The organism is Variovorax gracilis (genome assembly GCF_030317115.1).
Classification (GTDB): Bacteria; Pseudomonadota; Gammaproteobacteria; order Burkholderiales; family Burkholderiaceae_C; genus Variovorax; species Variovorax gracilis.
The window spans coordinates 287,805-310,369 of sequence record NZ_JASZYF010000003.1 but is presented as its reverse complement, the minus strand read 5'-3'; the positions used below and the strand labels follow the sequence as shown (position 1 = coordinate 310,369).

Below are 22,565 nucleotides of genomic sequence, written 5' to 3'. Positions count from 1 at the left end.
CCATGCGCGACTTCATCTACACCAGCCACCCCCAGCGTGTCGTCTTCGGCGCCGGGTCACTCCGCCATCTCGCCCGCGAAATCGACGCGCTGGGCGCGCAGCGCGCGCTGGTGCTGTCCACGCCCGAGCAGCGCGGGCAGGCCGAGCGCGTGGCCGACATGCTCGGCGCGCAGGCGGCAGGCATCTTCGACCGGGCAGTGATGCACGTGCCGATCGAGACGGCCCGCGAGGCCCGCGAAGTCGCGCGCAGACTCGATGCCGACTGCGCCGTAGCCATCGGCGGCGGCTCGACGACAGGGCTTGGCAAGGCCATCGCGCTCGACTCCGGCCTGCCGATCCTCGCGATCCCGACGACCTATGCCGGCAGCGAGATGACGCCGATCTACGGCCTGACCGAGGCCGGGCTCAAGAAGACGGGCAAGGATGCGCGCGTCCTGCCGCGTACGGTGATCTACGACCCGGAACTGTCCCGCACCCTTCCGGTGGGCCTCAGCGTGACCAGCGGCATCAACGCGATCGCGCACGCGGCCGAAGGACTCTACGCGCAGGACAGCAATCCGGTGATGGACCTGATGGCGCGCGAAGGCATCGCCGCGATTGCGCGCGCACTGCCGGTGATCCGGCTGCGGCCCGACGACATCGAAGCGCGCGGCGATGCGCTGTATGGCGCCTGGCTCTGCGGCAGCGTGCTCGGCAGTGTCGGCATGGCGCTGCACCACAAGCTGTGCCACACGCTGGGCGGCAGCTTCAACCTGCCGCATGCGGAAGTGCACACGGTGGTGCTGCCCCATGCGATCGCCTTCAACGCGGACGCGGCGCCGCGGGCCATGGACCGCATCGCGCAATCGCTCAACACCGAGTCGGCGGCCGCGGGGCTCTACGCGCTCGCCCGTGACAACGGCGCGCCCGTCGCGCTCAAGGACATCGGCATGCGCGCCGAAGACCTGGACCGCGCATCCGACCTCGCGGTGAGCAATCCCTACTGGAACCCGCGGCCCTTCGGGCTCGCCGAGCGCGACGCGATCCGCGCACTGCTCCAGAGGGCCTTCGACGGCGACCCGCCGCTCTGAAGCCGCCAGCGATTTGTGCAGGAAGAGAAGCAAAGAAAGAAGGAGACAGCCATGACATGGAACCGCAGACAGTTCACCCAGGCCGCCGCGGCACTCGCGGCCACCGGCGCGACACCGCTGGTCTTCGCGGCGGACACGCTCAAGATCGGCTACGTGTCGCCGCAGACCGGGCCGCTCGCGCCCTTCGGCGAGGCGGACAAGTGGGTCATCGACCAGATGAAGACCGCCTTCAAGGACGGCATCAGCGTCGGCGGCAAGAAGTACGACGTGCAGATCGTGCTGAAGGACAGCCAGTCCAACCCCAACCGGGCGGGGGAGGTCGCGAATGACCTGATCCTCAAGGACAAGGTCGCACTCGTGCTGACGGCCGGCACGCCCGAGACCGCCAATCCGGTAAGCGATGCCTGCGAACTCAACGAGGTGCCTTGTGTCTCCAGCGTGGTGCCGTGGCAGCCGTGGTTCTTCGGCCGCAAGGGCGATCCGGCGAAGGGCTTCAACTGGACCTATCACCTGTTCTGGGGCCTGGAAGACGTCATCGCCAACTTCACCAATGGCTGGAAGTCCATCCCGACCAACAAGAAGGTCGGCGGGCTCTTCCCCAACGACGGTGACGGCAACGCGTGGGGCGACAAGGAGCTGGGCTTTCCGAAGCCGCTGTCGCAAATGGGATTCACGCTCGTCGATCCCGGGCGCTTCCAGAACGGCACGCAGGATTTCAGCGCGCAGATCGCGGCCTTCAAGAAGGACGGCGTCGAGATCGTCACGGGCGTGGTGATCCCGCCCGACGCCAAGACCTTTCTCACTCAGGCGCGGCAGCAGGGCTTCCGGCCGAAGATCATCACCCTCGGCAAGGCGCTCTTGTTCCCCGGCGCGATCGATGCGCTCGGCGAACTGGGCGATGGGCTCTCGACGGAGGTGTGGTGGAGCCCGTCGCATCCCTTCACTTCCAGCCTCACGAAGCAGAGCGCCAAGTCGCTGGCCGAGGCCTATGAGGCCGGTGCGAAGAAGCAATGGACGCAGCCGATCGGCTTTGCGCATGCCCTGTTCGAGGTGGCGGCCGATGCGCTGTCGCGTTCCAAGTCGGTGAAGGCCTCGGACGTTCGCGATGCGGTGGCCGCGACCTCGCTCGCGACGGTGGTCGGCCCGGTGAAGTGGGGCGGTCAGGGGCCGTTCAAGAACGTCAGCAAGACGCCGCTGGTGCTCGGCCAGTGGGGCAAGGGACAGAAGTACAAGTACGAGCTGACGATCGTGAGCAATGAGGCCGCAACCAACATCCCCGTCGGCGGCAAGCTTCGGCCGATGCCTGCTTGAGCACCATGACGTTGCTCGCACTCCACGCCGTCAGCAAGTCCTACGGGGCGCTCAAGGTCACTGACGGCATCACGCTCGCCGTGACCGAGGGCGAGACGCTGGGCATCCTCGGGCCGAACGGCGCGGGCAAGACCACGCTGTTCAACCTGATCTCGGGCGACGTGCGCGTGGATGCGGGCCGTGTCGAGTACGAAGGCAGGGATGTGACCACGCTCAAGCCGCACCAGCGCTGCCACGCTGGCATCGGCCGCAGCTACCAGGTGCCGCAGCCCTTCGGCAATATGAGCGTGTTCGAGAACCTGGTGACCGCCGCGTGCTTCGGCGCACAGGAGCGCGAGCAGGAGGCGTGGCAGACGGCGCACGAGGTGCTGGTGCAGACGGGCCTGATGCCGCATGCGAACAAGCCGGCCGGTGGACTCACGCTGCTGGACCGCAAGCGCCTGGAACTCGCACGTGCGCTGGCCACGCGCCCGAAGCTGCTGCTGCTCGACGAGATCGCGGGCGGGCTGACCGAGCCCGAGGCGCGCCAACTCGTCGAGGAGCTTCAGGAGATCAAGGCGCGCGGCGTGACCATGATCTGGATCGAGCATGTGGTGCATGCGCTGCTGTCGCTGGCGGACAGGCTGTTCGTCATCAACTTCGGGCAGAAGCTGGCGGAAGGCGAGCCACGGGCGGTCATGAACGATCCCGAGGTGCGGCGCGTGTATATGGGGATGGAAGCATGACCGCCTTGCTGGAAGCCCGCGGCCTCAAGGCCTTCTACGGCGACGCGCAGGCGCTGTTCGGCGTCGACTTCTCGCTCTCGCAAGGCGAACTGGTTGCCGTCATCGGATCGAACGGTGCCGGCAAGTCGACCTTGCTCAAGTGCCTGACGGGCCTGGTCCGCGCGCCGCGCGATGCCGTTCACTTCAAGGGCGAGGCGATCGGCGGCCTGCCGCCCGGCGAGATCGTGAAGCGCGGGCTCGCGATGGTGCCGGAAGGGCGCCGCCTTTTCCCCAGCCTCAGCGTCGAGGATAACCTGCGGATCGGCGGCCTGACCGGACGCAAGGGGCCGTGGAACCTGGATCGCCTCTTCGCGCTGTTCCCGATCCTGGCCGAGAAGCGCCACAACCCCGGCACGGCGCTGTCCGGCGGCCAGCAGCAGATGGTGGCACTCGGCCGTGCGCTGATGAGCAATCCCGACGTTCTGCTGTGCGACGAGCTCTCGCTGGGCCTTGCGCCGATCGTGATCCGCGAGATCTACGCCGCGATGCCTGATATCACCCGCGAAGGCATGACGGTGGTGATCGTGGAACAGGACGTGACCATGGCGCAGCGTGTGTCGCAACGCATCTATTGCCTGCAGGAAGGGCGCGTGTCGCTGCAGGGGCGCTCGAACACCCTCACGCGCGAGCAGATCTCCCAAGCCTACTTCGGCCTCTGAGCGACGAGACAAGGACACCCAACGTGCTTGAAACCTTTCTCCAGGGCATCCTGCTCGGCGGCCTCTACACGCTCTTCGCGCTCGGGCAGTCGCTGATGTTCGGCGTGATGCGCCTCACCAACACCGCGCAGGGCGACTTCATCATCCTCGGCGCCTTCGCGGTGATCGCGGGCACCACGCTGTTCGGCGACGCGCCGCTGCTCATCACGCTCGCGGTGCTGCCGGTCGCCTTCGGCTTCGGCTACGCGCTGCAGCGCTATGTGCTCAACGGCACGCTGGGCAAGGACCCGCTGCCGTCGCTGGTCGTAACTTTCGGCCTCTCGATCGTGATCCAGAACCTGCTGCTCGAAGTGTTCTCGGCCGATCCGCGGTCGATCGAGACCGGTGGGCTCAACACGCAGGGTCTGCGCATCGGCGAGTCCTTGTCGCTCGGCGTGCTGCCGCTCATCGTGCTGGCGATTGCGCTGGTGGCGACCGGCGCGCTGCAATGGCTGTTCGCGAACACGGCGCTCGGGCGTTCATTCCGCGCCGTGTCGGACGACCGCGAGATCGCCGAGCTGATGGGACTCAACGCGAAGAAGGTCTACGCGCTGGCCACCGCCATCGCCTTCGTGCTGATCGCGGTGGCGGGTGCGCTGCAGGGCATGCGCACGACGGTGTCGCCATCGGACGGGCCGCTGCTGCTGCTCTTCGCCTTCGAGGCCGTGATCATCGGCGGCATGGGCTCCTTCTGGGGCACGCTGGCCGGCGCGATGATCCTGGGCATCACGCAGCAGATCGGCTTCCGGCTCGATCCCGGGTGGGGCATCTGGATGGGCCACCTGGTGTTCCTGCTCGTGCTGGTCCTGCGGCCGCAGGGCCTCTTTCCCAAGACACGTGGATGACGAGATGACGAGATGACGAGTTCTCCAACCTTCAACGTCGTGCGCAGCACGGCCACGAGCCGCTCCGCCCTGTGGATGGCGATCGCACTCGTCTTGCTCGCCGCGAGCCTGCCCTTCTGGGGCGAATCGAGCTGGATGCGCGAGTTCGTCGAGATCGCCTGCTATTTCATCTTCGCGATGATGTGGAACCTGCTCGCGGGTTACGGCGGCATGGTGAGCATCGGGCAGCAGGCCTTCTTCGGCTTCGGCGGCTACGTGATGCTGATGCTCGGCAACTTCGCCGGGGTCAATCCCTTCATCGCGATTCCGCTGGGCGCGCTGGCGGCCGGTGCGATCGCAGTGCCGGTGTCCTTCGTGGCCTTCCGGCTGTCGGGCGGCTACTTCGCGATCGGCACCTGGGTGATCGCCGAGGTGTTCCGCCTGAGCTTTGCCAACGTGTCTGCCGTGGGTGGCGGCTCGGGCACCACGCTGACCGCCTTGCGCGGCATCGAGAAGGCGACCCGCGAAAGCGTCACCTACTGGATGGCGCTGGCCTGCGTGGTGGCGGCGATTGCGCTGGTCTATCTGTTCCTGCGCAGCAAGCGCGGCCTGGCGCTGCTCGCGATCCGCGACAACGAGGTCGCGGCCGAATCGCAAGGCATTCCCGTCGCACGCATGAAGCTCGCGGTGTACGTCGTCGCGGCCTTCGGTGCCGGCCTGGCGGGTGCGCTCTACTTCGTCGGCAACCTGCGCATCAGCCCGGATGCGGCCTTCAGCGTCAACTGGACCGCGTTCGCGATCTTCATGGTGGTCATCGGCGGCATCGGCCGGATCGAGGGGCCGTTGGTGGGGGCGCTCATCTTCTGGGCGCTCAACAAGTTCCTGAGCGACTACGGCACCTGGTACTTGCTCGGCTTGGGCTTGCTGGCGATCGTGGTCACCATCTTCTTCAAGCAGGGCCTGTGGGGCTTCGCACAGCAGCGCTGGGGCTGGTCGCTGTTCCCGACGCAGCGGCGCCTGGTATCGGGCAGCCCGGCCAGCCCGGCCAGCCTCAAGAGAAGTGCACCTTCGGCCCATCCTTCCGACCTGGAGTTCCATCCCCATGCGAAACATCAATGAACACACCATCACCGCCGCCGTGCTCGACCGCATGGCGCAGTGCGAGGACCCGCGGCTGAAGGAGATCATGTCGGCGCTCGTTCGCCACATGCACGACTTCGCGCGCGAGGTGAAGCTGACCGAGGCCGAATGGGCGGCGGGCATCGAGTTCCTCACGGCGACGGGGCAGAAGTGCAGCGACAAGCGGCAGGAGTTCATCCTGCTGTCGGACACGCTCGGCCTCTCGATGCTCACGGTGGCGCTCAATCACGCGAAGAGCGCGCAGGCGACGGAGGCGACCGTGTTCGGTCCCTTCCACGTCCTGGGCGCGCCGAAGCTCCCGCTCGGCGGCGATATCTCCGGCGGTGCCAAGGGCGAGCCGCTGTTCGTCGATGCGACCGTGCGCGGGCGTGACGGCGAGCCGGTGGCGGACGCGGAGGTCGACGTGTGGGAGGCCGACGCGGAAGGCTTCTACGATGTGCAGCGGGCTGGGCTGGACCGCCCGCAGGGCCGCGCCGTATTCCGCACCGATGCCGAGGGGCGGCTGTGGTTCCGGGGCGTGATGCCGGTCGCCTACCCGATCCCGACCGACGGGCCGGTGGGCGTGATGCTGCGGGCCACCAAGCGGCATCCGTGGCGGCCTGCGCACGTCCACTTCATGATCAAGGCGCCGGGCTACGAGACGCTCATCACGCACGTGTTCCGCGATGGCGACGAGTACCTCGACAGCGATGCGGTCTTCGGCGTCCGCAATTCGCTGATCGGCGACTTTGCGTCGCATCGCGACGGCATCGCGCCGGACGGCAGCGTGCAGGCCGGGCCGTTCCACACTCTCAAGTTCGACTTTGTGCTGGAGCCTGAAGCCGCTGCGTGAACGCCCTGGCAGACCGTCATAATCGCTGCGATGCAGGACACCCGCTCGCCTATCACACCGCCCGAGGTACTGGCCCCTCACACGCCATTGCCCGACTACTACGGCAACGAAGCGGAGCATGAGAGCTTCCTGCGCCGGATCTTCGACGAGACGGCACCCGACTACGACCGCATCGAGCGGGTGCTCGCGCTGGGGTCGGGCCCGTGGTATCGGCGCTCCGCGCTGCGGCGCGCAGGGCTTGCGGCCGGCGCACAAGTGCTCGACGTGGGCATCGGCACCGGGCTGGTCGCGCGCGAGGCGCTGACGCTCATCGGCCCGGGCGGCCATCTGGTCGGCGTCGACCCGAGCCCCGGGATGATGGGTGAAGTCGCTTTGCCTGATGTCGAACTCGTCCGTGGCCGCGCCGAAGCGCTGCCGCGGCCGGACGCCAGCAGCGATTTCGTGAGCATGGGCTATGCGCTGCGCCACATTGCCGATGTGAACGCGGCGTTCGCGGAGTTCCACCGCGTGCTGCGCCCGGGCGGGCGCCTGGTGGTGCTCGAGATCACCAAGCCGGCCGGACGCGTGGGCACCGCCGTGCTCAAGGCGTACATGCGCACCTTCGTCCCGCTGATCGCCAAGGCCGTGGCGCGGCGCCACGACACCTCCGAACTGTGGCGCTTCTACTGGGACACGATCGAGGCCTGCATTCCGCCGGAATCGGTCATGGGCGCGCTGCGCGCAGCCGGCTTCGCCGACGTGCAGCGGCACGTCGAACTCGGCGTCTTCTCCGAGTACACCGCCGTCAAGCCGGCCTGAGCCGTTCAGGGCATCAGGGTGATGATCTTCTTGATCTCGTCGGCCGAGTAGGCCCGCAGCGTCTGCGAGCGGACGTTGCCGAGCGAGCCGACGCTGAGCAGCGCGGCCATCGTCGCCTCGTCGCCGCCTTCGGTGATGACCACCATGTCGTAGGCGCCGGAGGTCCAGTGGATGCTCTTGATCGTCAACCCCAGCTTGCTTGCCAGGCCCTTGAACGCCTCCGCCCGGTTGGGCGACTCCTTCACGCTGCGAATGCCCTGTTCGGTGAAGTTGAGAAGAGAGATGAAGGTGGACATGGAGTGGCCCTCGTTGCGGCTTGGCAAGCCGGGGCGAAGGAGTCTAGACCTCCGGATCGATTCAGGCGAACGTCACAACGGTGGGACACCCCACAGCGGGCAGCGCCGACAGGTCTTCGCGACGGGGGATCGACGCCTGCGCGCCTGCGCGCGTGACGCACACCGCTGCGGCCTGGATGCCCAGCGCGATGCCGTCGTCGATCGCTACGCCTCTGGCGAGCGCGGCGCACAGGGCGCCGATGAAGGTGTCGCCGGCCGCGGTGGTGTCGATGGCCTTCACCTTCAATGCATCGAAGTGGCGACAGCCGGCTGCGTCGCAGGCCATCACGCCGTCGCTGCCCATCGTCAGGATCACGTGGGCCGGTCCCCGGCGGCGCAATGCGTCGGCTGCGCGGGCGGCACCGTCCCGGTCGTGAACCGCGATGCCGCTCAGCATCGACGCCTCTGTTTCGTTCAGGACGAGGATGTCCACGAGCTTCCACAGCGCGTCCGGGAGCGCTTCGGCCGGCGCGGGGTTCATCGCGACCGTGCAGCCGCGCGAATGGGCAAGCTCCGCCGCATCCACGACGGCCTGCATGGGAACTTCGAGCTGCAACAGCAGCAGACGCGCCGTTGCCAGATCGCTCTGCAGGCGCTGCGTGTCCTCGGCGCCCACGAAGGCGTTGGCGCCGGGGATCAGCGCGATGCGGTTCTGGGCGCTGTCGTCGACCATGATCAACGCCACGCCGGTCGACGCTTCTGCCAGCGCAACGTGTTCGACCTCGACGCCATCGCCCACGAGCGATGCCTTCAGCGCCAGCCCGAAAGCATCGTCGCCGACCCGGCCGACCATCGCCACCCGGGCGCCCTGGCGCGCACAGGCCACCGCCTGGTTCGCGCCCTTGCCGCCCGGGTTGTTCATGAACGAGTGGGCCTGCAGGGTCTCGCCCGCGCCCGGCACGCGCGGCACACGGACCACGAGGTCCATGTTGAGGCTGCCGAACACGACGATCTCGGGCATGGGCGCTGCTCCCGGATTCAAGCCTCGGCGTCCATCGCGTGGAGCTTTTCCACGCGGCGGCGGAAGTCCTCGTCCTCGATGGCGAAGCGTGCCTGCAGGTAGGAGGTGATCAGGTCCGCTGCCAGCCACGGGCCGACGATCTGCGCGCCGATGCACATCACGTTCACGTCGTCGTGCTCCACCGACTGGTGCGCCGAGTGCACGTCATGGCAGACGGCGGCGCGGATGCCCTTCATCTTGTTGGCCGCGATCGATGCGCCGACGCCAGTGCCGCACACCATGATGCCGCGCTCGACTTCGCCGGCGACGATCTTCGCCGCCACGGCGCGCGCGACATCCGGGAAGTCGACCGGCTGGTCGTCATGGCTGCCGACGTCGACGACCTCGTGGCCGAGCTTCTGGATGTGGTCGACGATGGCGCCTTTGAGCGCCCAACCGGCGTGGTCCGATCCGATGACGAGACGCATGGAATTCTTTCTTCAGTAGTGGTGGGTCAGTTGATCATGGCCGCCGGCAGATCGCTGCCGTGGAACTTCTTGTAGATGGCGTTGAGCTTGCCGTTCTTCAGGTTGGCTGTCACCCATTCGTTGAGCTTGGCTACCATGCGCTCTTCGCCCTTCTTCACGCCGACGGCGAGGTCGAGGTTTCGCAGCACGATCTTCTGCTCGAACGGGCGTTGCGGGTTCTTCGCGGTGATCTGGTTCATGATCGTCACCGATGTCGAGACGATGTCGGCCTGGCCGCTGACGCCCGCGGTGACCATCGTCGCGTCGTCGTCATAGCGCACGACCTTGAAGTCCTTCTCCTTCGCCATGGCGGTGAGCTCGGTGTCCTGCGTCGTGCCGCGCGTCACGGTGACGGACTTGCCTTTCAGGTCCGCCCAGTCCTTGATCGGGAGATCCTTGCGGGCGCCGATCATCGACACCAGCGCGGCGTAGGGCTTCGAGAAGTCGATGACCTTCTGGCGTTCCGGCGTCACGGAGAGCGTCGAGACGACGATGTCGGCCTTGCCGGTCTGCAGGTTCGGGATGCGCGTGGCGCCGGTGGTCTGCACGAACTCCAGCTCCAGGCCCCAGTCCTTCGCCAGCAATTGCGCGGTCTCGACGTCGGAGCCGGTCGGCTTGAGGTCCTTGTCGAGCATGCCCGATGGCGGGATCGAGAGGTCGGTCGCGATGCGGATCTTCTTGGCCTTCATGACGTCGTCGAGCAGGTCCGCGTGGGCGGCACTGGCGAAGGTCAGGCAGGCGGCAGCCAGCATCGTGATCAGGGAACGGGGGGTCTTCATCGGTTTGTCTCCAGGGTCTTGGGTGGGGTGCGAGCCTTCAGAGCTCGCTGGCTACGAACTGCCGAAGCTCGGCGGTTTGGGGTGATGACAGGATCTCCGGGCCGCCACGCTCCCAGACCCTGCCGCGGTTCATGAAGAGGATCTGGTCCGCGACCTTTCGCGCGAAGGCCATCTCGTGCGTGACCATCACCATGGTCATGCCGCCGGCCGCGAGGTCCTCGATGACGCGCAGGACTTCGCCGGTGAGCTCGGGGTCGAGGGCAGAGGTCACCTCGTCGAACAGCATGACCTTGGGCTGCATCGCCAGCGAACGGGCGATCGCGACGCGCTGCTGCTGGCCGCCGGACAACTGCTCGGGGTAGCTGGCTGCCTTGTCCGCGAGCCCGACCTTGGCAAGCACCTCGTGCGCGATGGCGCGCGCCTCGCTCCTGGAGATGCCCTTGGCCGAGCGGGGCGCGAGCGTGATGTTCTGCTCGATCGTCAGGTGCGGAAAGAGGTTGTAGCTCTGGAAGACGATGCCCACGTCGAGCCGCAGCGCCTTGAGGTCGATGTCCGGCGCGTCGACGCGGTGGCCGCAGACGACGATCTCGCCGCTGTCGATGCGTTCGAGCCGGTCGATGCAGCGCAGCGCCGTGCTCTTCCCGGAGCCGCTGCGTCCGATGATGGCCGTGACCTGCCCGCGGTCGACCTCGAAGCCGACGCCTTCGAGCACCTTGAGTGCGCCGAAGCTCTTGTGGACGTCGTGCAGGCGAACGACCGGCGCCGAAGCGCCATCAGGGTTGCGTGAGGATGGGTTCATGGGAAGACAGTGAAGTCGACGCGGCCGATGCAGGACCGGCGCGGCGTTCGAGTCGGCGGCTCCAGACCGACAGCGGATAGCACAGCGCGAAGTAGAGCCCCGCGATCACGAGGTACACGATGAAGGGCTCGAAGATCGAGTTGTTGATGATCTGCCCCGAGCGGGCGAGTTCGACGAAGCCGACCACCGAGGCGAGCGAGGTGTTTTTGATGATCTGCACCATGAAGCCGACCGTGGGCGGCGTCGCCAGCCGCACCGCCTGCGGCAGCACGACCTTGACCATGCGCTGGGTCCGGCTCAGCGCCAGGCATTCGGCGGCTTCCCACTGCGGTCGCGGCACCGCCTGGATCGCGGCGCGCCAGATCTCGCCGAGGTAGGCGGACACGTAGATCGTCAGCGATGCGCCGGCCGCGGCCAGTGCCGACACCTTGATGCCCAGGGTCGGCAGGCCGAAGTAGGCGAGGAACATGATCACCAGCAGCGGCGAGCCCTGCACGAGCTGCACCCACAGGCCCATCCCTACGCGCACGGGCCGTCGCGGCGAGACCCGCGCCAGCGCAACGACGAAGGCGCAGATGCCGCCGCCGACGAAGGCGATGAGGGAGAGGACCAGCGTCCACATCGCGCCCTGCAGCAGGAACCCGAAGTGATTGGCGTTGAAGGCGGTGGCGGTCATCACAGCGCGGTGCCCAGCCTGCGACGCCGCGGAAACAGCATGGCGCCCACGCCCCAGAAGCCGAGCCGCATGAGCAGCGACAGCAGGATGTAGCCCGCGCCGATGATCACGAAAGTCTCCAGTGGCCGGTAGGTGTCGGACTGCACGTGGTTGGCGACCGCGGTGAGTTCCTCGACCGAGATCTGCGAGCAGATGGAGGAGGCGAGCATCAGCAGCACGAACTGGCTGGTCAGTGCCGGATAGACGCGCTCCATGGCCGGCAGCAGCACGACGTGCCAGTAGACCTGGATGCGCGAGAGCGCGAGGCACTCGGCGGCTTCGATCTGGCTGCGGTTCACCGAGTCGAAGCCGGCGCGCATGATCTCCGTCGCGTAGGCGCCGGCATTGACGGCCAGCGCGATGACCGCCACCGTGAAGGCGGACAGCGACAGGCCCAGGCTCGACAGCCCGAAATAGACGAGGAAGATCTGCACCAGCAGCGGCGTGTTGCGGATCAGTTCCACGTAGGCGCCGCAGATGCGCGCCACCGTGGCATTGCGGCCCCTGCGGCCGACGGCGCACAGCGTGCCGGTGGCGAAGCCCGCGAGCGTCGCGACCAGCGCCAGTTGAATGGTGAGCCAGGCGCCTTCGACGAACAGCGGCCAACGCTCGAGGACGACCCCGAAGTCGAGGTTGCTCACGCCGGTTCCTTGCGTGCGGGCGGGCGGCCACGCATCGCGGGCTCGGCCGCTGCCTTGCGGCGGTATTCGTCGCCGATGCTGAAGTGCTTGCGCAGCACCTGGTCGGCGCGATCCTCGTCGCGCGAGACCAGTGCCTGGAAGATGCGCGCGTGGTCTTCGACGAGGTATTGCTTGACCGCGGGGTCGCCGCCCACCACGTCGCGGCGCTCATGGTGCGAGCGCATCAGCAGCGTCGCCATCGCCGCGTAGAGCTGCATCAGCGTCTCCGACCGGCTGGCGCGCACCAGGGCCGTGTGGAACTCGTAGTCGGCGCGGCTGCCTTCGTCGGAGTCGTGGACCGTGGCCTCGATGTGGTCGACCGCCGATGCGATGCGTTCGAGGTCCGAGGTCGTCGCGTGCCGGCACGCCAGGCGGATGGCCTGCACCTCGATCGCGATGCGGGCCTGCATGACGTCGTCGACGATGTCCGCCTGCTGCGCCATCGAGAAGGCGAAGAAGTCGCCGAGCACCGACACGTCGGGCTTGCGCACGACAGTGCCCACGCGCTCGCGGATCTCGACCACGCCCAGCATTGCGAGCGCGCGCAATGCCTCGCGCACGATGGGGCGGCTCACGCCCAGTTGCAGCGCCAGTTCGCGCTCCGGGATCAGGCGGTCTCCCGAGCGGATGCTCCCTTCGAGAAGCCGGTCGCGCAGGAAGGCGAACACCTTGGAGAAGCCGGTTCCTTCGGCTTCGGGCGTTCGTGTGATCAAGGGTTGTGGAGGCCTTGTTGTCATGCCGTGGTTTTACCAGTGGGTAAACCAGATGGCATCCGGGAAAGTCCTTTAGGTGGAAACCCTTGGCGGAGGCCTACCAGCGCAAGGCGGTGGTGTGCACGGGTGCGTCCCACAGGCGCTTGGCTTCGTCGTCCAGCGCGGTCACGGTGAGCGAAGCACCGGCCATTTCCAGCGAGGTCGTGTAGTTGCCGACCAGCGTGCGCACCACGTCCAGCCCTTCTTCCGCGAGCCGCTGGCGCGCGTGGTGGTGCAGAAGGTAAAGCTCCATCAGGGGCGTGCCGCCGAGTCCGTTGACCAGCAGCAGCACCTCGCGGCCGCGCGCGAGCGACAGGTCCTTGAGGATCGGGTCGAGTAGCAGGTCGACGATGCCCGCCGCCGGCGCGAAAGGCATGCGCTGCCGGCCGGGCTCGCCGTGGATGCCCACGCCCAGCTCCATTTCCTGCTCGCCGATCTCGAAGGTCGCCACGCCCGAGGCCGGCACGATGCAGCTGTTGAACGCCACGCCCATCGATGCCGTGCCGCCGTTGATGCGGTCGCCGAGCGCCTTGCAGTCGAACAAGTCCGCGCCGGCTTCGGCGGCGGCGCCGACGATCTTCTCGACGACGATCGTGCCGGCCACGCCGCGGCGGCCGCTGGCATGCATCGAATGCTCGATGGCGACGTCGTCGTCGACCACCACCATCAGGTGGTCGAGGTCGACCAGCATGTCGCTCGCCATCTGGAAGTTGAGGCGATCGCCCGCGTAGTTCTTGACGATGAAGAGCACGCCGCGGCCGGCGTTCACGCGGTGCGCCGCGGCCAGCCACTGGTCGGGCGTGGGCGACGTGAACACCTGGCCCGGACAGGCGGCATCGAGCATGCCGAAGCCCACGTAGCCGGTGTGCAGCGGCTCATGGCCGGAGCCGCCGCCGGACACGACGGCGACCGCGTCGCGCTTGGGCACGCGCCGCGACACGAAGGTCGGGTCGAACTCGACGCGCAGCAGGTCCGGATGCGCCGAAGCCAGGCCCGACAGGCTTTCGACGATGGCATCGTCGACGTAGTTGATGAATTTCTTCATCGTGTGTCCTCGAAGGAAGCTCGTCCAGGGAGAGGCATCGTGAGGCCGTCGCGCACGGCTGTCATGCGAGGTTCTCCGCAGTCAGGATGTCGACCCGCGGGTTGCTGACCGCCAGCGCGCCGCGCACGCCTTCGCACAGGGCGCGCAGCACGCGCGCCGCGGTGGTGACTGCGTAGTGCACGTCCTGGTGCAGCACGAAGCTCAGCGCGCCGGAGATCAGCATCGACCGGTGCACATCCAGCAAGTCGTGCGCCACCATGCCGAGCGATGCGTCGTAGCCGTGCTCGGCCAGTGCGCGGTGCACGCCGTGGCTGCCGGGGCCGACGTTGTAGACGGCCGTGAGGCGGCCACCCGTCGCCTGCGGATCGAGCGCCTCGCGGGCACGCCGGTACGCCTCGTCTTCCGACTCGGGCATGTCGTCCACGCGCAGCAGCTTCGCGCCGGAGAAGCGCTCCTCCAGCACCTGTGCGAAGCCGATGCCGCGATCGATCTCGGCCGCATAGCGCGTGGCGGGCGAGAGCAGGGCGCAATGGCCCTGGCCGGCCGGTGCCTCGCGCCCGAGCAGCAGGCCGGCGGTGCGACCGGCGGCGCGGTTGTCCGCGCCGATGAAGGTCTCGCGCATCGAGCCCGCGACGTCGGAGAACAGGGTGACGACGTGCACGCCGGAGCGCACCAGTTCGTTCACGGCGAGCTTCACGGCGGGGGTGTCCGGCGCGAGCAGCGCGATGCCGTCCATGTCCGAGAGGCGTGCCAGTTCATCGGCGAAGGCCGTCGGCTCGGTGGCCGGCAGGCGGCGCGTGACCTCGGTGATGTGCTGGTGGCGGAAGTCGCCCGCCGCCTGGGCGATGACGCGGTCCACCAGATCGAAGAAGCCGCGTCGCGCGGAGGGCAGCACGAAGGCGAAGCGGTAGCTGTCGGTGGAGCGCGGCCGTCCGCGCATCGGCGCGGCGGCGCCGAGGCCTTTCATCGCCTCGCGCACGCGCTGCACGGTGGCGGGATTGACGCCGGGGCGGTTGTTCAGCACGCGGTCGACGGTGGCGGTGCTGACGCCGGCCGTCTCGGCGATCTGGGTGATGGTGACGGAAGTAGCCAAACCTGGAAAGAGCCTCAATAAATCAATCAGCAGTGTCGCCTAACACCGGGGAGCTGCTTCTTCGGGCTATCCCGCAGCGGCCAACGCCCGCGGCCGCAGAGGTTGATGTCCTAGGGTTTGCATTGATTGATTTATTTATTGCTCTTTTTATTCTTCCATCAAGCCGAACCGCTGTCGCCAAGGGGTGAGCGGGCGCAGGCCGGTAGGCGCCGCACCGACGAATGGCGCATCCCTCTTCGCGGCGCGAGCCGTCTGTCCTCACACACAGGAGATGAGCAAATGAAGTGGTTGAACAAGCGATCGACTGTCGGCACTGCGCTCGTCGCGGCGCTGGCCCTGGCTTCGGGTGCGGCGCAGGCCCAGGCCAAGCAGCTCACCCTGTGCTGGGCGGCATGGGACCCGGCCAACGCGCTGGTCGAACTATCCAAGGACTTCACCGCGCAGACCGGCGTGCAGATGAAGTACGAGTTCGTGCCCTGGCCCAACTTCGCGCAGCGCATGCTCAACGAGCTCAACTCCAAGGGCAAGCTGTGCGACCTGCTGATCGGCGACAGCCAGTGGATCGGCTCCGCCGCCACCGAAGGCCACTACATCCAGCTCAACGAGTTCTTCGACAAGAACGGGATCAAGATGAGCGACTTCATGCCGGCCACCGTCGAGGGCTATTCGACCTGGCCCAAGGGCACGAAGAACTACTGGGCGCTGCCGGCGATGGGCGATGCGGTGGCCTTCACCTACCGCAAGGACTGGTTCGCCAAGCCCGAGCTGCAGGCCGAGTTCAAGGCCAAGTACAACCGCGAACTCGCGCCGCCCACGACCTGGGACGAGCTGAAGCAGGTCGGCCAGTTCTTCCAGAACCGCACCATCGACGGCAAGAAGGTCTACGGCGCCGCCATCTACACGGAGCGCGGCTCCGAAGGCATCACCATGGGCGTGACGAACACCATGTACGCCTACGGCATGCAGTACGACAACCCCAAGAAGCCGTACGACATGAAGGGCTACATCAACGGGCCGGAGGCCGTGGCCGGACTCAAGTTCTACAAGGAACTCTTCGACTGCTGCACACCGCCCGGGCATTCCAACGCCTACATGACCGAAGACCTCGACTCCTACAAGTCGGGCCAGGTCGCGATGCAGATGAACTTCATCGCCTTCTTCCCGGGCATCGCCAAGGACCCGAACGTGGGCGGCGACAAGACCGGCTTCTTCACCATGCCCAAGGCCAAGATCGCCGCGGCCCAACTGGGCGGGCAGGGCATCTCGGTCGTGAAGTATTCGGACAAGAAGGACCTGGCGCTCGACTACATCAAGTGGTTTGCGCAGCCTGCGGTGCAGCAGAAATGGTGGGACGCCGGGGGCTTCTCCTGCCACAACGCGGTGCTGTCCAAGCCGGGCTTCGACAAGAGCACCTCGTACGCGCCCGTGTTCCTCGACTCGATGAAGATCGTCAAGGACTTCTGGCAGGAACCGAGCTACGCGCAATTGCTGCTCGCAATGCAGAAGCGAACGCATGACTACGTGGTCGCCGGCAAGGGCACGCCGCAGGAGGCGCTCGACGGCCTGCTCAAGGACTGGACCGAAGTGTTCCGGGAAGACGGAAAGATCAAGCCTTGATCCGCGGCGCCGTCCCATGTCATTCGTCCACGTCGACAACACCGTGATGCGCGGTGCGGAGAGCGAGAGCCGCCGGCTCCCCGGCCAGGGCCTCTCCGACCGCGCGCTGGCATGGCTCTTCGTCGGCCCGACGATCCTGCTGCTGCTGGCGTTCAACATCTTTCCGCTGATCTGGACGATCTGGCTGTCCTTCACCAACTTCCGCGCCAACCGGCCGGGCGCGGACGTGCTGTGGGTCGGCATCAGCAACTACTCGCGGGTGCTCAACGACGAATCGATCTGGGAGAACATGCGCGCCACCGCGCACTTCCTGACCTGGTCGATCACGCTGCAGCTCCTGCTGGGCTTCGGGCTTGCGCTGATGCTGAACCGGCGTTTTCGCACGCACAGCTTCTGGAGCACCGCGATCCTGCTGCCCATGATGCTGGCGCCGGCCGTGGTCGGGACCTTCTGGAAGTACTTCTTCGAGCCGCAGTACGGCATCTTCAACTACATCGTCAACTTCTTCCGCGCGCCCTTCGGGCTGGCAGGGAGCTTCACGATGCTGGGCGATACGACGCTTTCGCCCTGGGCCATCGTGCTGGTCGATACCTGGATGTGGACGCCCTACGTGATGCTGTTGCTGCTGGCCGGGTTGCGCTCCATTCCGCCCTATCTCTACGAGGCCGCCGAGATCGACCGCGCGAGCGAATGGACCAAGTTCTGGCGCATCACGCTGCCGATGGTGATGCCCTTCATCATCCTGGCCGTGCTGTTTCGCGTGATCGAGAACTTCAAGATGTTCGACCTCGTGGACCAGCTCACCAACGGCGGGCCGGGCTCGGTCACCGAACTTGCGTCGATCAAGCTCAAGCGCGAGGCCTTCGAGAAATGGCGCACGGGCTACAGCTCGGCGCTGGCCATCATCCTCTTCGTGTCGATCTACGGGCTCTCGCTCGTGACGGTGCGATTCCTCGACCGGGTGAAGCAGAGATGAAGAACACCGTTCACTCGCCGCTCGATCCGACGCCGCGTGCGAAGACCTTTGCGGGTTTTGTCGTCGTCACCTACGCGCTGATCTCGCTGATCCCGCTGGTGTGGATCCTCATGACCAGCTTTCGCACGCCGCAGGATTCGATCGCCTATCCGCCCCGCGTCATTACGCAGCCTTCGCTGATCGGCTACGTCAATCTCTTCACCACGCGTTCGCGCGTCAGCTCGCAGGAGCTTGCGGCCCTTCCGCCGCCCGCGACCTGGTACGAAGGGCTGGTGCGCGAGCAGCAGATGATCCTCGCCGGGCCGTCGCGCTTCTCGGACCGCTACCTGAACTCGGTGCTGATCGGCTTCGGCTCGACCCTGCTCTCGGTCGTGCTGGGCACGCTGGCCGCCTATGCCTTCTCGCGCTTCAGGGTGCCGGGCAAGGACGACCTGCTGTTTTTCATCCTCTCGACGCGGATGATGCCGCCCATCGCCGTGGCGATACCGATCTACCTGATGTACCGCGCGGTCGGGTTCTCCGACACGCACCTCGGCTTGATCCTGCTCTACACGGTCGTGAATCTCTCGCTCGCGGTGTGGCTGCTCAAGGGCTTCATGGACGAGATCCCGCGCGAGTACGAGGAGGCCGCCATGGTCGATGGCTACACGCGCTTCCAGGCCTTCATCAAGGTGGTACTGCCGCAGGCGGCCACGGGCATCGCGACGACCGCCATCTTCTGCCTGATCTTCGCGTGGAACGAATACGCCTTCGCGCTGCTGCTCACCAGCGGCACGGCGCAGACCTCGCCGCCCTTCATCCCGACGATCATCGGCGAGGGCGGGCTCGACTGGCCGGCGATGGCGGCGGGCACCACGCTGTTCCTGCTGCCGGTGCTGGTGTTCACCATCCTGCTGCGCAAGCACCTGCTGCGCGGCATTACCTTCGGAGCGATCCGCAAATGAAGCCGTCGACAAGGAACTGGCTGCGCCGCTCGCGCTGGGAACCGGCCAGCATGGTGCTCATCGGCCTCGGGCTGGTCATGCTCATGCAGCCCTGGTCGCTGGATATCTACAGCTACTCCTTCGCCGTGCTGCTCGCCGGTGTGGCGGGCTACACCGTCGCGGGCAAGCTGCCCTGAGAGAACCGCATGGCCGAGATCCGTATCGAGAAACTGCACAAGCGCTTCAGCGATTTCGTCGCGGTGCGCGATTCGACGCTGACGCTGGAGGACGGCAAGTTCGTCGTGCTGCTCGGCCCTTCGGGCTGCGGCAAGACGACCACGCTGCGCATGCTGGCGGGCCTCGAATTCCCGACCTCGGGCTCGATCACGCTCGCGGGCCAGGACGTGACCTACCTGCGACCGCGCGAGCGCGACATCGCGATGGTGTTCCAGCTCTTCGCGCTCTACCCGCACCTGGGCGTGCGCGGCAACCTGGAATTTCCGTTGCGCAACGAGGGCCTGAAGCGCGCCGAGATCGATCGGCGCGTGGCCGACGCGGCGTCGATCCTGCGCATCGAGCATTTGCTCGGCTCGCGGGTCGGCGGGCTCTCGGGTGGGGACCGGCAGCGCGTTGCGCTCGGCCGCGCCATCGTGCGCCAGCCGCAGGCCTTCCTGATGGACGAGCCGCTGGGCACGCTCGACGCCGAGTTCCGCGAGCTGATGTGCGTGGAATTGCGCAAGCTGCATGAACGCCTGAAGACCACCACCGTCTTCGTCACGCACGACCAGAACGAGGCGATGGCGCTGGCCGATCACATCGTGGTGATGAACCAGGGCGAGATCCTCCAGGCCGACGAGCCAGGGGCGATCTACAACTTTCCGAGTTGCATGTTCGTGGCGCGCTTCATCGGCCGGCCGCCGATGAACTTCGTGCCGGTTGCGGGCGCGGCGCGCAGGGGCGATGTGTCGGTGTCGCTGGCAGGCGCCGCCGTGGACGTGCCGCGTATCGAAGCCGACTCGGCCGCTGCGGTGCTCGGCGTGCGGCCCGAGCATGTCAGCGTGGGCGTGGAAGGCGGCGGGCTGCCTGCGGAAGTACGGCACGTGGAGTACTTCGGATCGCACTGGGTCGCCGATCTCGCGACCGCTGCCGGCGTGCTCAAGGCGGTGATCGACAAGGCGCAGCGCCCGGTGCCGGGCGACCGCGTCGCCATCGGTTTCAACGCCGACCGGCTGGTGCTCTTCGACGCCGCCAGCGAACAACTGCTCCCCAGCGCGACAACGCGCCTGCACCTGGAGGCGAAGCGCCATGGCCAGCATTGAACTCGCGGGCATCAGCCGTTCCTTCGGCGAGGTCAAGGCAGTTGCGGACCTCAACATCGCCGTTGCCGATGGCGAATTCCTCGTGCTGCTCGGGCCGAGTGGCGCGGGCAAGACCACCACGCTGCGGCTCATCGCCGGTCTGGAACGGCCCGATGCGGGGCGCATCCGCATGGACGGGCGCGACATCACCGACAACCTGCCGGCGAGCCGCGACTGCGCCTTCGTGTTCCAGCAGTACTCCCTGTATCCGCACCTTTCGGTGTTCGACAACCTGGCGTTCCCGTTGCGCTCGCCGCTGCGGCGCAGCGAGCCGGCCGAAGTGAAGCGCCGCGTGGAGGAAGTGGCGGCGATGCTGCACATCGAGAACAAGCTCGCGCGCCGCGCCACCGAACTCTCCGGTGGCGAGATGCAGCGGGTGGCGATCGGCCGCGCGCTGGTGCGGCGTCCCCGGGTCTTCCTCATGGACGAACCGCTGTCTTCCCTCGACGCCCAGCTGCGCGAAGAGCTTCGCGTCGAGCTGCGGCGCCTGCAGCGCGGCACCGGCGCGACCGTGATCTACGTGACGCACGACCACGTGGAAGCCACCACCATGGCCGACCGCATCGGCATCCTGGAGCGCGGTGTGCTGCAGCAGGTGGGGACGCCGCTGGAGGTCTACGGCGATCCGCGCACGCTGCCGGTGGCGCAGCGCCTGGGTTCGCCGGCCATCAACGTTCTGCCCGCGCAGTGGTTCGACGGGCGCGCGCCCGTCGGCACGGCGCATGTCGCGATCCGCCCGGAGGACGTGCGCCTGTCTCCCGACGGCGAGGCGCCGGGCTTCCAGGTCATCGAGTGCTCTCTCGTCAAGCACCAGCTCGTGGCCGAGCGGCAGGGCGTGGAGGTGCATGCGCGCGTGATGCTCGACGAGCCGCTCGCACCGGGTTCCCAGGCGCGCTTCGGCTTTCCGGCCGAGCACTGTCTCTTCTTCGACGCGGCCGGTCGCCGCATTGGAATGCCATGAACACGCAACACATCATCGGGGCGCTGGAGGCGGTTCAAGCGTCGATCCTCGCCAATGAAAGCCAGATCGAATCGCTGGACCGCGCCATCGGCGACGGAGACCACTTCATCAACGTGCGCCGCGGTTGCGACGTGCTGATGGCGATACGCGACGAGCTGGCGCCACTGCCCCCTGCAGCGGCCTTCGGCAAGATCGGCATCAAGCTGCTGTCCACCATTGGCGGCGCGTCCGGCCCGCTGATATCGAGCTTCTTCATCGCGATGGGCAAGAGCCTGAACGGTGTCGCGGAGCCCGATCGCCGGCAGTTCGCGACTGCCTTCGTGGCGGGCGTGGAAGCCATCAAGAGCCGCGGCAAGGCCGACCTGGGCGAGAAGACGATGCTCGATGTGCTGATCCCCGTTTCGCGGATGCTGCAGCGGCTGGCCGACGAGGGCGCGCCGCTGGCCGAGTTGTGCGAGCAGCTCACGGCCGAGGCGCACCGCAACATGCTCGCCACGCGCGACATGACGGCCACCAAGGGGCGAGCGTCCTTCCTCGGCGAGCGCGCGCTGGGCCACATCGATCCCGGTTCGAAGACCTGCGAAGTCGCCATCACCGCCGTGTGCGAAACGCTCAAGGAGACCGCATGAAGAAATTCGTCAACGACGTGGACACCATGCTGCGCGAGTCGCTCGGCGGCATGGTGGAGGCGCACCCGGAGTTGCTGCGCGTCGAGTTCGAGCCGACCTTCGTCGCGCGGCGCGAAGCCGCGACGAACAAGGTCGCATTGATCTCGGGTGGAGGCTCGGGCCACGAGCCGCTGCATGCCGGCTTCGTCGGCCGGGGCATGCTCGACGCGGCCTGTCCTGGCCAGGTCTTCACCAGCCCGACGCCCGACCAGATGCTGGCCGCAGCGGCCGCCACCGATGCGGGCAAGGGCGTGCTGTTCATCGTGAAGAACTACGCCGGCGACGGCATGAACTTCCAGATGGCGAGCGAGATGCTGGAGATCGACAACGCCACCGTGCTCGTCAACGACGATGTGGCGGTGGAAAACTCCACCCACACCACCGGGCGGCGCGGCGTGGCCGGCACGCTGGTGGTCGAGAAGGCTGTCGGCGCCGCGGCGGAGCAGGGCGCGACGCTGGCCGAATGCAAGTCCCTCGGCGATCGCGTGAACGCAGCGACCGCCTCGATGGGCGTCGCCTTCACGAGCTGCACGGTGCCTGCGGCGGGACGGCCGACCTTCGACATCGGGCCGGACGAGATCGAGATCGGCGTCGGCATCCACGGCGAGCCGGGCCGGCGCCGCGCGACGCACATGCCGGCCAACGAGATCGTGCGGCTGCTGATGGATGCGATCCTCGGCGACCTGAAGCCCAAGGCAGGGCGTGAAGTGCTGCTGCACGTCAACGGCTTCGGCGGCACCCCGCTGATGGAGCTCTACCTGCTGCACCATGCGGCCAGCACGCGGCTGAAGGCCGATGGGCTCGCGCCGGTGCGCTCGCTGGTCGGCAACTACACGACCTCGCTCGACATGGCGGGCGCATCGCTGACCGTGACGCTGCTCGATGACGAACTCAAGGCCTTGTGGGGCGCGCCGGTGCACACGGCAGCCTTGCGCTGGTAGCAACCCGGCCTCGCTGCCG

At 67.2% G+C, this 22,565-nt stretch carries 26 protein-coding genes; 16 read left to right on the top strand and 10 right to left on the bottom strand.

The window, feature by feature from the left end:
* The first annotated feature begins 2 nt into the window (after window positions 1-2).
* Genes QTH97_RS09400 through QTH97_RS09365 form a run of 8 tightly spaced genes read left to right on the top strand, consistent with a single transcriptional unit; the run spans window position 3 to window position 7,437 of the window.
* On the top strand, window positions 3-1,070 hold the full coding sequence (locus QTH97_RS09400) for a maleylacetate reductase (protein WP_286567856.1): 1,068 nt from the start codon (window positions 3-5) through the stop codon (window positions 1,068-1,070).
* Between the two features lie 51 nt (window positions 1,071-1,121).
* On the top strand, window positions 1,122-2,381 hold the full coding sequence (locus QTH97_RS09395; RefSeq protein ID WP_286567855.1) for an ABC transporter substrate-binding protein: 1,260 nt from the start codon (window positions 1,122-1,124) through the stop codon (window positions 2,379-2,381).
* Between the two features lie 5 nt (window positions 2,382-2,386).
* Window positions 2,387-3,106 carry an ABC transporter ATP-binding protein gene (locus QTH97_RS09390; RefSeq protein WP_286567965.1) on the top strand — a complete coding sequence of 240 codons (720 nt, stop codon included), beginning with the start codon at window positions 2,387-2,389 and terminating at the stop codon, window positions 3,104-3,106.
* Window positions 3,103-3,804, top strand: coding sequence for an ABC transporter ATP-binding protein (locus tag QTH97_RS09385; protein ID WP_286567854.1), 702 nt, complete (start codon window positions 3,103-3,105; stop codon window positions 3,802-3,804). The genes QTH97_RS09390 and QTH97_RS09385 overlap by 4 nt, the downstream gene beginning before the upstream one ends.
* A gap of 23 nt (window positions 3,805-3,827) precedes the next feature.
* The gene (locus QTH97_RS09380) at window positions 3,828-4,688 is read left to right on the top strand and encodes a branched-chain amino acid ABC transporter permease (RefSeq protein ID WP_286567853.1); all 861 of its coding nucleotides are present in this window, start codon (window positions 3,828-3,830) and stop codon (window positions 4,686-4,688) included.
* Between the two features lie 12 nt (window positions 4,689-4,700).
* Entirely contained in the window at window positions 4,701-5,786 is a 1,086-nt protein-coding gene (locus QTH97_RS09375; protein WP_286567852.1) for a branched-chain amino acid ABC transporter permease, read from the top strand.
* On the top strand, window positions 5,770-6,639 hold the full coding sequence (locus QTH97_RS09370; protein ID WP_286567851.1) for an intradiol ring-cleavage dioxygenase: 870 nt from the start codon (window positions 5,770-5,772) through the stop codon (window positions 6,637-6,639). The genes QTH97_RS09375 and QTH97_RS09370 overlap by 17 nt, the downstream gene beginning before the upstream one ends.
* Window positions 6,640-6,669: 30 nt before the next feature.
* A complete protein-coding gene (locus QTH97_RS09365) occupies window positions 6,670-7,437 on the top strand; it encodes a class I SAM-dependent methyltransferase (RefSeq protein ID WP_286567850.1) in 768 nt (255 codons plus the stop codon).
* A gap of 5 nt (window positions 7,438-7,442) precedes the next feature.
* Here QTH97_RS09365 and QTH97_RS09360 read toward each other — a convergent pair whose 3' ends face one another.
* From QTH97_RS09360 to QTH97_RS09315, 10 genes are all read right to left on the bottom strand, one after another.
* Window positions 7,443-7,733, bottom strand: a complete 291-nt coding sequence (locus tag QTH97_RS09360; protein ID WP_286567849.1) for a GYD domain-containing protein — start codon at window positions 7,731-7,733, stop codon at window positions 7,443-7,445.
* Between the two features lie 61 nt (window positions 7,734-7,794).
* Complete coding sequence (rbsK, locus tag QTH97_RS09355; RefSeq protein WP_286567848.1) at window positions 7,795-8,733, bottom strand: ribokinase; 939 nt, start codon at window positions 8,731-8,733, stop codon at window positions 7,795-7,797.
* A 17-nt stretch (window positions 8,734-8,750) separates the two neighbouring features.
* Window positions 8,751-9,200, bottom strand: coding sequence for a ribose 5-phosphate isomerase B (rpiB, locus tag QTH97_RS09350; protein ID WP_286567847.1), 450 nt, complete (start codon window positions 9,198-9,200; stop codon window positions 8,751-8,753).
* A gap of 26 nt (window positions 9,201-9,226) precedes the next feature.
* A complete protein-coding gene (locus QTH97_RS09345; protein WP_286567846.1) occupies window positions 9,227-10,018 on the bottom strand; it encodes a transporter substrate-binding domain-containing protein in 792 nt (263 codons plus the stop codon).
* A 37-nt stretch (window positions 10,019-10,055) separates the two neighbouring features.
* Window positions 10,056-10,817 (bottom strand): amino acid ABC transporter ATP-binding protein, encoded by a 762-nt coding sequence (locus tag QTH97_RS09340; RefSeq protein ID WP_286567845.1) that lies wholly within the window; start codon window positions 10,815-10,817, stop codon window positions 10,056-10,058.
* On the bottom strand, window positions 10,792-11,493 hold the full coding sequence (locus QTH97_RS09335) for an amino acid ABC transporter permease (RefSeq protein WP_286567844.1): 702 nt from the start codon (window positions 11,491-11,493) through the stop codon (window positions 10,792-10,794). The genes QTH97_RS09340 and QTH97_RS09335 overlap by 26 nt, the downstream gene beginning before the upstream one ends.
* The gene (locus QTH97_RS09330) at window positions 11,493-12,173 is read right to left on the bottom strand and encodes an amino acid ABC transporter permease (RefSeq protein ID WP_286567843.1); all 681 of its coding nucleotides are present in this window, start codon (window positions 12,171-12,173) and stop codon (window positions 11,493-11,495) included. Before QTH97_RS09330 ends, QTH97_RS09335 begins: the two co-directional genes overlap by 1 nt.
* Window positions 12,170-12,925, bottom strand: coding sequence for a FadR/GntR family transcriptional regulator (locus QTH97_RS09325; RefSeq protein WP_286567842.1), 756 nt, complete (start codon window positions 12,923-12,925; stop codon window positions 12,170-12,172). Before QTH97_RS09325 ends, QTH97_RS09330 begins: the two co-directional genes overlap by 4 nt.
* A 97-nt stretch (window positions 12,926-13,022) precedes the next feature.
* Window positions 13,023-14,009 carry a dihydroxyacetone kinase subunit DhaK gene (gene dhaK, locus QTH97_RS09320; RefSeq protein WP_286567841.1) on the bottom strand — a complete coding sequence of 329 codons (987 nt, stop codon included), beginning with the start codon at window positions 14,007-14,009 and terminating at the stop codon, window positions 13,023-13,025.
* Between the two features lie 61 nt (window positions 14,010-14,070).
* On the bottom strand, window positions 14,071-15,102 hold the full coding sequence (locus QTH97_RS09315) for a LacI family DNA-binding transcriptional regulator (protein ID WP_286567840.1): 1,032 nt from the start codon (window positions 15,100-15,102) through the stop codon (window positions 14,071-14,073).
* A 279-nt stretch (window positions 15,103-15,381) separates the two neighbouring features.
* On the opposite strand from QTH97_RS09315, the gene QTH97_RS09310 reads away from it, so the two are divergent.
* Genes QTH97_RS09310 through dhaK (QTH97_RS09275) form a run of 8 tightly spaced genes read left to right on the top strand, consistent with a single transcriptional unit; the run spans window position 15,382 to window position 22,546 of the window.
* Window positions 15,382-16,719, top strand: a complete 1,338-nt coding sequence (locus tag QTH97_RS09310; protein WP_286567839.1) for an ABC transporter substrate-binding protein — start codon at window positions 15,382-15,384, stop codon at window positions 16,717-16,719.
* Between the two features lie 16 nt (window positions 16,720-16,735).
* Entirely contained in the window at window positions 16,736-17,695 is a 960-nt protein-coding gene (locus QTH97_RS09305) for a carbohydrate ABC transporter permease (RefSeq protein ID WP_286567838.1), read from the top strand.
* Window positions 17,692-18,639, top strand: coding sequence for a carbohydrate ABC transporter permease (locus tag QTH97_RS09300; protein ID WP_286567837.1), 948 nt, complete (start codon window positions 17,692-17,694; stop codon window positions 18,637-18,639). The genes QTH97_RS09305 and QTH97_RS09300 overlap by 4 nt, the downstream gene beginning before the upstream one ends.
* A complete protein-coding gene (locus tag QTH97_RS09295; RefSeq protein WP_286567836.1) occupies window positions 18,636-18,815 on the top strand; it encodes a hypothetical protein in 180 nt (59 codons plus the stop codon). Before QTH97_RS09300 ends, QTH97_RS09295 begins: the two co-directional genes overlap by 4 nt.
* Window positions 18,816-18,824: 9 nt before the next feature.
* Complete coding sequence (locus QTH97_RS09290; RefSeq protein ID WP_286567835.1) at window positions 18,825-19,937, top strand: ABC transporter ATP-binding protein; 1,113 nt, start codon at window positions 18,825-18,827, stop codon at window positions 19,935-19,937.
* The gene (locus QTH97_RS09285) at window positions 19,924-20,937 is read left to right on the top strand and encodes an ABC transporter ATP-binding protein (protein WP_286567834.1); all 1,014 of its coding nucleotides are present in this window, start codon (window positions 19,924-19,926) and stop codon (window positions 20,935-20,937) included. Before QTH97_RS09290 ends, QTH97_RS09285 begins: the two co-directional genes overlap by 14 nt.
* On the top strand, window positions 20,934-21,566 hold the full coding sequence (gene dhaL / locus QTH97_RS09280) for a dihydroxyacetone kinase subunit DhaL (RefSeq protein WP_286567833.1): 633 nt from the start codon (window positions 20,934-20,936) through the stop codon (window positions 21,564-21,566). Before QTH97_RS09285 ends, dhaL begins: the two co-directional genes overlap by 4 nt.
* Window positions 21,563-22,546, top strand: a complete 984-nt coding sequence (gene dhaK / locus QTH97_RS09275) for a dihydroxyacetone kinase subunit DhaK (protein WP_286567832.1) — start codon at window positions 21,563-21,565, stop codon at window positions 22,544-22,546. The genes dhaL and dhaK (QTH97_RS09275) overlap by 4 nt, the downstream gene beginning before the upstream one ends.
* The last annotated feature ends 19 nt before the right edge of the window (window positions 22,547-22,565 follow it).